Origin of the sequence: Enterobacter cloacae complex sp. ECC445 (genome assembly GCF_021892025.1) — a bacterium.
Taxonomy (GTDB): domain Bacteria; phylum Pseudomonadota; class Gammaproteobacteria; order Enterobacterales; family Enterobacteriaceae; genus Enterobacter; species Enterobacter chengduensis.
The window spans coordinates 268,003-277,490 of sequence record NZ_JAKLRZ010000007.1; the positions used below are offsets into that span (position 1 = coordinate 268,003).

Below are 9,488 nucleotides of genomic sequence, written 5' to 3' on the forward strand. Positions count from 1 at the left end.
GGCGGAAAATATTTTTGTTACGCGCAGAACTTTTTTAGCAGGGGGCAGTCATAACTAGTGCCACTGCTTTTCTTTGATGTCCCCAATTTGTGGAGCCCATCAACCCCGCCGTTTTGGTTCAAGGTTGATGGGTTTTTTGTTGCCTGAAATTCCCCTTTCTCAAATCTCGTCTTTTCTCCTGCCACCAAAACATATATGATTAAACATATATTAAAACAACACCAGCAGGAACTCCCATGCTCCACCCGCTCCAGCTCTTCAAAACCCTCTCCGACGAAACGCGGCTCGCCATCGTCATGCTGCTCCGCGAAGCGGGCGAGCTGTGCGTCTGCGATCTCTGCGCCGCCACCGCTGAGTCGCAGCCAAAGGTCTCCCGCCATATGGCCCTGCTGCGCGAGTCCGGGCTGGTTATCGACCGTCGCGAGGGAAAATGGGTTCACTACCGTCTCTCTCCCAACATGCCTGCATGGGCGGCAGCCGTTATCGACACCAGCTGGAACTGCCTGCGGGAAGAGACGCGTATGAAGTTGAAAAACCGGCTTCCGGGTTCGTGCTAATCACAACACATTCACAAAAACAGATATAACGGAGTAAAAGATGTTTCTGGCAGGGGCTATTTTTCTGTTTACGCTGGTATTGGTCATCTGGCAGCCCAAAGGACTGAGTATCGGCTGGAGCGCGACTTTTGGCGCCGTACTGGCGCTCGCCAGCGGCGTGATCCATGTTAACGATATCCCTGTCGTGTGGAATATCGTCTGGAACGCCACGGCGACGTTTATCGCCGTCATCATCATCAGCCTGCTGCTGGATGAGTCCGGCTTTTTCGAGTGGGCGGCGCTGCACGTTGCCCGCTGGGGGAACGGTCGCGGGCGATTGCTGTTTACGTATATCGTGCTGCTGGGCGCAGCCGTGGCGGCGCTGTTTGCCAATGACGGCGCGGCGCTGATCCTGACGCCTATTGTTATCGCCATGCTGCTGGCGCTGGGGTTCAGCAAGCAGGCGACGCTGGCGTTTGTGATGGCGGCAGGTTTTATCGCCGATACCGCCAGCCTGCCGCTGATTGTCTCCAACCTGGTCAACATCGTCTCGGCAGATTTCTTTAAGCTGGGATTCAGCGAATACGCCTCGGTGATGATCCCGGTAGATATCGCCGCAATTGCCGCGACGCTGGTGATGCTCCATCTGTTCTTCCGCAAGGAAATCCCGCCGGAATATGACCTGTCGAAACTTCGCGAGCCCGCGCGCGCGATAAACGATCTTCCGACGTTCAGAACGGGCTGGCTCGTCCTGCTCCTTCTTCTCGTCGGCTTCTTCGTGCTTGAACCTCTGGGCATTCCGGTCAGCGCCATCGCGGCCGTCGGCGCGCTGATTTTGTTTACCGTCGCAAAACGCGGCCATGCGATAAATACCGGGAAAGTGCTGCGCGGCGCACCGTGGCAGATCGTTGTCTTCTCGCTGGGGATGTATCTGGTGGTGTATGGCCTGCGCAATGCCGGGCTGACGGACTCTCTCACTGGCGTACTGAATAGCCTGGCCGGGCACGGATTGTGGGCCACCACGCTGGGCACCGGGTTCATCACCGCGTTCCTGTCATCCATAATGAACAATATGCCCACGGTGCTGATTGGCGCGCTCTCCATTGACGGCAGCACGGCAACAGGACTAATCAAAGAAGCGATGATCTATGCCAATGTGATTGGCTGCGATCTGGGGCCAAAAATCACGCCTATCGGCAGCCTCGCCACCCTGCTCTGGCTTCACGTGCTGGCGCAGAAAAACATGACGATTACCTGGGGCTACTATTTCCGGACGGGCATCATCATGACGCTGCCGGTCCTGTTTGTGACGCTCGCCGCGCTGGCGCTACGTCTCTCCTTCACACTGTAATGAGCAACCGATATGAGCCACATCACCATTTATCACAACCCCGCCTGCGGCACCTCGCGCAACACGCTGGAGATGATCCGCAACAGCGGCACGGAGCCGGAGGTAATCCTCTATCTGGAAACCCCGCCGTCGCACGATACGCTGACCACCCTTATTGCCGATATGGGGATTTCGGTGCGGGATCTGCTGCGTAAAAACGTGGAGCCCTATGAACAGCTCGGCCTGGCGGAAGATACGTTCACCGACGAGCAGCTTATCGGTTTTATGCTTCAGTACCCAATCCTGATTAACCGTCCGATCGTGGTCACGCCGCTGGGCACCCGCCTGTGCCGCCCGTCTGAAGTCGTTCTCGACATCCTGCCGGATGCGCAGAAAGGGGCTTTTACGAAAGAGGATGGCGAAGCGGTCGTGGACGCCAGCGGGAAAAAAATTCAACACAGGTAAAACTGACGGGGCGCGGGATACCTAAGGGTTCCCCTCGCCCGCAATCCTGCCCACCATCGCCCGGATCTCTTCCCGTGTTAGCGGCGTCCGGTCAGTCACATAGTGCAGCGTCATCCCTTCGATAAACGCGTCCAGCGCGCGGGTGGTGACCGGGTCAAACCACTGCTCAAGCGTAGTCTGGCTCATCTTCATCCAGTCCTGCATCACCGTCTTGAGCGCCGCACTGCGGTGCATAAAGGCGTAGAGCTGGTACATCAGCGCCATGTTGTGCGGCGTGGTCACCTGCGAGCTGTGGATCAGGGTGGTGATGGATTCGCACGCCATTTCCGGCCCGGTGACGCCTGCGAAGTAATCCCGGTACTGCTGCGACATCTGGCGGGTAAACCACGTGAAGGCCTCCTCCAGCAGCGGCTCCATGCCGTCGAAATAGTAGGTCATCGACCCCAGCGGCACGCCCGCACAGGTGGCGATTTTACGGTGCGTGACGGCGTGAATCCCGTGCTCGGCGATGGTATCGAGCGTTGCCTGGAGTATTTTTTCCCGGCGATGCGGATCGTTCGGTGGTCTGCTCATAAATTCCTCACGTGGTTTATGTACAAATGTACACAAACTTGCTAGTGTTGTCGCTATTGTTGTACTTCTGGTGCTACCCCAATGACGCTGACCTCTCCCCGCAAAGCCCTGCAGCTCCGCATGTGGGCGCTGTTTATGTTCTTCTTTATCCCCGGCCTGCTGATGGCCTCCTGGGCCACGCGCACCCCCGCCATTCGCGACATTTTGTCCGTCTCGACCGCTGAGATGGGCATCGTGCTGTTTGGCCTGTCGATAGGCTCGATGAGCGGCATACTCTGCTCCGCGTGGCTGGTAAAGCGCTTTGGCACGCGGGCGGTGATCCGCACCACCATGTGCTTCGCGGTCGTTGGGATGATCGTGCTGAGCGCCGCGCTGTGGTGTGCGTCACCGGTGCTGTTTGCCCTGGGGCTGACGGTATTTGGCGGCAGCTTCGGCTCGGCGGAAGTGGCCATCAACGTTGAAGGGGCGGCGGTCGAGCGCGAGATGAACAAAACCGTGCTGCCGATGATGCACGGCTTTTACAGCCTCGGCACGCTGGCCGGTGCGGGCGTGGGGATGGCGCTAACGGCCACGGGCGTGAGCGCAAATCTGCATATTCTGCTGGCGGCGCTGGTGTGCATCATACCGATCCTGACCGGCATCCGGGCCATTCCGGCCGGCACCGGCAAGAACTCCGCTGACGAACAGCATTCGACCGAAAAAGGACTACCCTTCTACCGCGATTTCCAGCTGATGCTGATCGGCGTGGTGGTGCTGGCGATGGCGTTTGCGGAAGGTTCCGCCAACGACTGGCTGCCGCTGCTGATGGTGGACGGTCACGGCTTTAGCCCAACCTCCGGCTCGCTGATTTACGCCGGGTTTACGCTGGGCATGACCGTCGGGCGCTTCACCGGCGGCTGGTTTATCGACCGCTACAGCCGCGTGGCGGTGGTGCGCGCCAGCGCCCTGCTCGGCGGGCTGGGTATCGCGATGATTATCTTTGTGGACGTGGACTGGATTGCCGGCGTCTCGGTGATCCTCTGGGGGCTGGGCGCGTCGCTCGGCTTCCCGCTGACCATTTCGGCCGCCAGCGACACCGGCCCGGATGCCCCGACGCGCGTCAGCGTGGTGGCGACTACCGGCTATCTCGCCTTCCTGGTGGGGCCGCCGCTGCTCGGCTTCCTGGGTGAACACTACGGGCTGCGCAGCGCCATGCTGGTGGTATTGGGGTTAGTGATCGTCGCGGCGCTGGTGGCGCGCGCGGTGGCGAAGCCGGAAACGAATCAAACGACACTGGAGAAGGGATATGAGCGTTAAACTGATCGCCGTCGACATGGATGGTACATTCCTGAGCGATGCCAAGACCTACAATCGCCCGCGCTTCCTGGCGCAGTACGCCCGCATGAAGGCGCAAGGCATTCGCTTCGTGGTCGCCAGCGGCAACCAGTACTACCAGCTGATCTCCTTTTTCCCGGAGATTGCGCATGAAATTTCATTCGTCGCCGAAAACGGCGGCTGGGTGGTGAGCGAAGGTGAGGACGTCTTTAACGGTGAACTGTCGAAAGCCCATTTTGAGTCCGTCGCGAAGGTCTTAAACGACGTTCCGGGCATCGAGATTATCGCCTGCGGCAAGAGCAGCGCCTACACCTTGAAAGATTATGACGAGGGCTTCAAGGCGATCGCGGCGAAGTATTATCACCGTCTCGAAATGGTGAGTGATTTCGACAACCTGAACGATATTTTCTTCAAGTTCGGGCTTAACGTGTCTGACGATGAAATCCCGCGCATTCAGGCAATGCTGCATGAAAAGCTGAGCGACATTATGGTGCCCGTCACCACCGGTCACGGCAGCATCGACCTCATCATCCCCGGCGTGCATAAAGCCAACGGCCTGCGGCTCCTGCAACAGCGCTGGGGCATAAACGACAGCGAAGTGGTGGCCTTCGGCGACAGCGGCAACGACGTTGAGATGCTGCGTCAGTCCGGGTTCAGCTTTGCGATGGCGAATGCCAGACCGCACATCAAGGCGGTGGCGCGTTTCGAAGCGCCGCATAATAACGAGGAAGGCGTGCTGGATGTGATTGAAAAGGTGTTGAACGGCGAGGCGCCGTTTAATTGATATCGTGCGGTCTGGTGCCCTCCCCCCTCACCCTGACCCTCTCCCAACGGGGAGAGGAAAAAGACAGATTAAGGCTGCAGGGCGTTGCCGACGCGCTTGTCCTTCAGGAATACCACCATCAGGCCAACCCACAGCGCGCCGTTGGCGAGGTTAAACAGGCTGAACAGCCCGTTGCCGCCCAACGCGTAGGCATGCTTGCTTACCTCGATACCGACGGTAAAAATCAGCATCTGCAGCATCCCCATCGCCGCGGAGACCGTGCCTTTACTCATCTCGCTGGCAAACAGCGTCAGGCGCACCAGCCCGGCGTTCGCCACGCCAATCCCGAAGGCGTAAATGCTGAGTCCTGCCGTCATCCACAGATAAGCGTGTGATGACGCAACGGTCGCCACCGCCGCCAGAATCAGCCCGGCTGCAATCGGCCAGCCGCCCATGATAATCAGTGAACGCACGGTGCGGCGCGACGTCAGACGGGCCAGCACCAGGTTCCCGATAATCAGCGCGCCGAAGATCGGCACCTGCAGCAGGCCATACTCATAGCTGCTGAGCTTTTCACCGCTGATGATAATGACCGGCGACTGCGCAATCCACGTCAGCAGCGGCAGGCTCACGAACCCGGTCGCCAGCGCGCCCGCCACAAAGCGGCCATTCTTCAGCACTTCTTTGTAATCCCGGCCCAGCTCTTTGAGCGAGAGTTTCTCGCCGATGCGGGTAGCCGTTTCCGGCATCGCCCGGTGCAGGCCGAAGAATGCGATAGCGGCGAGTACCGCAAAGAGAACAAACATCCCTTCCCACGGGGCAACGTGCACCCACGCCGCGCCCACCAGCGGCCCGAGTAAAGGGGCGATAAGCGCCACGTTGGCCATCAGCGCGGTAATTTTGATACACACCGCCTCTTCAAATGACTCCTGAATGGCGGCGTACCCTACGGCACCGATAAAGCACAGGCTCACCCCCTGCAGGAAACGCAGCAGGGTAAATTGCTCGATGTTTTGCGCCAGCAGCGTGGCGAGACAGGTGACGATAAACCACACCACGCCCGTCAGCATCACCGGGCGACGGCCAATACGATCCGACAGCGGGCCTAACAGCCACTGCAAAAACATGCCGCCGGCCAGATAGGCGGTCATGGAGGTCGGTACCCACTCAATGCCCGCGTTGTACTGCTCCACAACGGTCAGCATACCGGGCTGGATCATATCGTTGCCGATATAGGTAGAAAATTCGTAGAGCACCAGACACAGAGGGAAAAGCAACGCCTGACGACCCAGACGCGCACCAGAAGAACAACGGTTTAACATGCAATCTCTTTATAATGACAAAATCGCGACGAGTTTAATGAAATGCCGCAGCCCGAGATAGTGATTTATCGAGGATAAACAGAAATAAAGCACATATCGTCTTCGTTTAAGGTTTCCTTAAGTTGACAGATTTATGATAGCCCCATTACTCGTCAACGACCCCAAATTATGGCACTCACTTCCAGCCGTTCAGAATTGTCTAACTTACAGACAAATAAGACAAAACGACTTTACCGCTTGCCGGGCCGCTTTTATGGTTATCAGCTTTTCGTGCTGTTAGTCCTTGCCGTGCTTTTCACGTGGCTCTCGCGCGATGAAGCGCTCGACAGATGGATCACCGGCTTTTGGTATGACGCGGCAACGCAGAGTTTCCCGCTGCAGAAAGACCACCTGCTGGATCTGCTTAACCACCGCCTGGCGAAGTATATCGCCATCGCCTTAGGTGCCGTGGCGCTGCTTTACGGCGCTTACAGGCGTAACGCAAGGCTGGTGACGGCGGCGCTGCTGATGGGCGTTGGCGCGCTGGTGGTGGGCGTGCTGAAAAGCGTGAGCCATCACAGCTGCCCGTGGGATCTGGTGGAATATGGCGGTAAGGCGGTGTCTTATCCCCTGTTCAGCGCCGTCCCTGCTGACAGCGGTCCGGGGCGCTGTTTCCCCGGCGGTCATGCCTCCAGCGGGTTTATGGTGATGGGGCTGTTTTTTGCCTTCTGGCGCGAGCGTCCGCGTCTCGCCTGGAGCTTCGTCGCCCTCGGCGTGCTGCTGGGTCTGGCGATGGGCTTCGGTCAGGTGATGCGCGGGGCACATTTTTTCTCTCACAACCTGTGGGCCGGGTGGTGGGTTTGGTTTTCCCAGGTGGCCGTCTACGGGCTGATTTCCACCCGGTTTGCTAAAGAGTGATAACGCTATGTTAGAGAATCTGAATTATCAGCTGTTTTATCTGATTAACGCCACGCCAGCCTCGCCAGAGTGGATGATTGACTTTGCCACCTTTCTGGCAAAAGACCTGATCGGTATCGTCCCCGCGCTGGCCGCCATTCTCTGGCTGTGGGGTCCCCGCAGTCAGGTGAAGGCACAGCGCCAGCTGGTGATCAAAGTCGCGATGGCGCTCGGGGTAAGCGTACTGGCCAGCTATATTCTTGGCCATGCGTTCCCGCACGACCGTCCTTTTGTCGACCATGTCGGTTATACCTTCCTGCATCACGCACCCGATGACTCTTTCCCGAGCGATCACGGTACGGTTATCTTCACCTTCGCGCTGGCTTTCCTGTTCTGGCATCGCCTGTGGTCTGGTGCGGTGCTGATGGTGGCGGCCGTGGCGATTGCCTGGTCCCGCGTTTACCTGGGCGTTCACTGGCCGCTGGATATGGTGGGCGGTTTCCTGGTAGGGCTGATTGGCTGCGTAAGCGCGGCTATTCTGTGGAGCCTCTTTGGCGAAGCGCTTTACCGGACGCTGTCTTCACTCTATCGCACCCTTTTCGCTATCCCGATCCGCAAAGGCTGGATACGTGACTAACCCCGACCTGACAGGTTACACTTGAACCCCCGCCCTGCGGGGGTTCACTTTTTTATCCCGAGGAACTATGGAAACACGTCGCGATGACCGCATAGCTCAGCTGCTTCAGGCGCTGAAGCGCAGCGATAAGCTGCATCTTAAGGAAGCCGCCAACCTCCTCGGCGTCTCAGAGATGACCATTCGTCGGGATCTGAACAGCGAAAGCGCGCCCGTCGTGCTGCTGGGCGGATACATCGTTCTTGAGCCGCGCAGCGCCAGCCATTATCTGATCAGCGACCAGAAGACGCGCCTGGTGGAAGAGAAACGCAAAGCCGCGCGGCTTGCGGCCTCGCTGGTGCAGCCGCACCAGACGCTGTTTTTTGACTGCGGGACCACCACGCCGTGGATTATCGAAGCCATCGACAGCAGCATCCCTTTTACCGCCGTGTGCTACTCCCTGAACACCTTTCTGGCGCTTCAGGAGAAACCCGAGTGCCGGGTGATCCTCTGCGGGGGCGAGTTTCACGCCAGCAACGCTATCTTTAAGCCGCTCAACCTGCAGGACACCCTCAGCAATCTCTGCCCGGACATCGCGTTCTATTCCGCCGCGGGCGTGAATGTGCGTCAGGGGGCGACCTGCTTTAATCTGGAGGAGCTGCCGGTAAAGCACTGGGCGTTAAGCGCGGCGCAGTACCACGTGCTGGTGGTCGATCACAGTAAGTTTGGCAAGGTGCGTTCGGCAAGAATGGGCGAGCTGGGGCAGTTTGACGCCATCGTCAGCGATTGCCGCCCGGACGACGAGATTGTGGCCCACGCGAAGGCGCAGCAGGTGAAGTTGATGTATTAAACGGGGTGCGGTCTGATGCCCGCACCCCGGCCCTCTCCCACTGTACAGTCCGGGGACATAGTGAACACTTGTTCGGGGACATGGTAGACACTTACAACTAAGGCATAAGAACCCGTTTATGGAGTCGCTTATGCCGTGGGATGCGAGAGATACCATGTCATTACGTACCGAGTTTGTTTTGTTCGCCTCGCAGGACGGGGCGAACATCCGTTCCCTCTGCCGTCGCTTCGGCATTTCACCTGCTACCGGCTACAAGTGGCTTCAGCGCTGGGCTGTCGAGGGCGAACCCGGCCTGCAGGACCGTCCCCGTACGCCGCATCATTCCCCCAACCGCTCGTCTGACGACGTCACCGCCCTGCTGCGCATGGCCCATGACCGTCATGAACGCTGGGGCGCCCGCAAGATTAAGCGCTGGCTGGAAGACCAGGGCCACCGTATGCCTGCCTTCAGCACTGTCCATAACCTGATGGCCCGTCACGGCCTGCTGCCCGGCACGGCTCCGGGTATTCCGGCCACCGGACGGTTCGAACATGACGCCCCGAACCGGCTCTGGCAGATGGATTTTAAGGGGCACTTCCCCTTTGGCGGCGGCCGTTGCCATCCGCTCACCCTGCTCGACGACCACTCCCGTTTTTCCCTGTGCCTCACACACTGTACCGATGAACGGCTTGAGACCGTGCAGCAGCAGCTGGTCAGCGTGTTTGAACGCTACGGCCTGCCGGACCGGATGACCATGGACAACGGCGCACCGTGGGGCGACACCACCGGCACCTGGACGGCGCTGGAGCTGTGGCTGATGCGCCACGGTATCCGGGTGGGCCACTCCCGGCCTTATCATCCGCAGAC

Annotated in this window: 11 protein-coding genes; 9 read left to right on the top strand and 2 right to left on the bottom strand. The window is 59.0% G+C overall.

Translation table 11 applies throughout. From position 1 onward, the window contains the following. The first annotated feature begins 236 nt into the window (after positions 1-236). From L6R44_RS09200 to arsC, 3 genes are read left to right on the top strand one after another with little or no spacing between them, the layout of a single operon-like run. Positions 237-557 carry a metalloregulator ArsR/SmtB family transcription factor gene (locus L6R44_RS09200; RefSeq protein WP_087450787.1) on the top strand — a complete coding sequence of 107 codons (321 nt, stop codon included), beginning with the start codon at positions 237-239 and terminating at the stop codon, positions 555-557. A gap of 40 nt (positions 558-597) precedes the next feature. Next, positions 598-1,887, top strand: coding sequence for an arsenic transporter (locus L6R44_RS09205; RefSeq protein WP_237423953.1), 1,290 nt, complete (start codon positions 598-600; stop codon positions 1,885-1,887). A 12-nt stretch (positions 1,888-1,899) separates the two neighbouring features. Further along, positions 1,900-2,331, top strand: a complete 432-nt coding sequence (arsC, locus tag L6R44_RS09210; RefSeq protein ID WP_032639143.1) for a glutaredoxin-dependent arsenate reductase — start codon at positions 1,900-1,902, stop codon at positions 2,329-2,331. A gap of 21 nt (positions 2,332-2,352) precedes the next feature. On the opposite strand, the gene L6R44_RS09215 is transcribed toward arsC, so the two are convergent. After that, complete coding sequence (locus L6R44_RS09215; protein WP_237423954.1) at positions 2,353-2,904, bottom strand: TetR/AcrR family transcriptional regulator; 552 nt, start codon at positions 2,902-2,904, stop codon at positions 2,353-2,355. Between the two features lie 81 nt (positions 2,905-2,985). Here L6R44_RS09215 and L6R44_RS09220 point away from each other — a divergent pair, with 81 nt between their 5' ends. Together L6R44_RS09220 and L6R44_RS09225 are read left to right on the top strand one after the other, a co-directional pair. Then, on the top strand, positions 2,986-4,200 hold the full coding sequence (locus tag L6R44_RS09220; RefSeq protein WP_080500328.1) for an MFS transporter: 1,215 nt from the start codon (positions 2,986-2,988) through the stop codon (positions 4,198-4,200). Beyond that, positions 4,190-5,002, top strand: coding sequence for a Cof-type HAD-IIB family hydrolase (locus L6R44_RS09225; RefSeq protein ID WP_032639133.1), 813 nt, complete (start codon positions 4,190-4,192; stop codon positions 5,000-5,002). The genes L6R44_RS09220 and L6R44_RS09225 overlap by 11 nt, the downstream gene beginning before the upstream one ends. 68 nt (positions 5,003-5,070) lie before the next feature. On the opposite strand, the gene L6R44_RS09230 is transcribed toward L6R44_RS09225, so the two are convergent. Continuing rightward, positions 5,071-6,303, bottom strand: coding sequence for an MFS transporter (locus tag L6R44_RS09230; protein WP_237423955.1), 1,233 nt, complete (start codon positions 6,301-6,303; stop codon positions 5,071-5,073). Positions 6,304-6,471: 168 nt separating this feature from the next. Here L6R44_RS09230 and L6R44_RS09235 point away from each other — a divergent pair, with 168 nt between their 5' ends. From L6R44_RS09235 to L6R44_RS09250, 4 genes are all read left to right on the top strand, one after another. Beyond that, positions 6,472-7,200, top strand: coding sequence for a phosphatase PAP2 family protein (locus tag L6R44_RS09235; protein ID WP_237423956.1), 729 nt, complete (start codon positions 6,472-6,474; stop codon positions 7,198-7,200). 7 nt (positions 7,201-7,207) lie between these two features. Next, complete coding sequence (ybjG, locus tag L6R44_RS09240; RefSeq protein WP_032639129.1) at positions 7,208-7,816, top strand: undecaprenyl-diphosphate phosphatase; 609 nt, start codon at positions 7,208-7,210, stop codon at positions 7,814-7,816. Between the two features lie 67 nt (positions 7,817-7,883). Next, a complete protein-coding gene (deoR, locus tag L6R44_RS09245; protein ID WP_032639124.1) occupies positions 7,884-8,642 on the top strand; it encodes a DNA-binding transcriptional repressor DeoR in 759 nt (252 codons plus the stop codon). Positions 8,643-8,772: 130 nt separating this feature from the next. Next, positions 8,773-9,488, top strand: a 716-nt coding sequence (locus L6R44_RS09250; RefSeq protein ID WP_442876502.1) for a DDE-type integrase/transposase/recombinase, incomplete at its 3' end; no start/stop codon positions are given.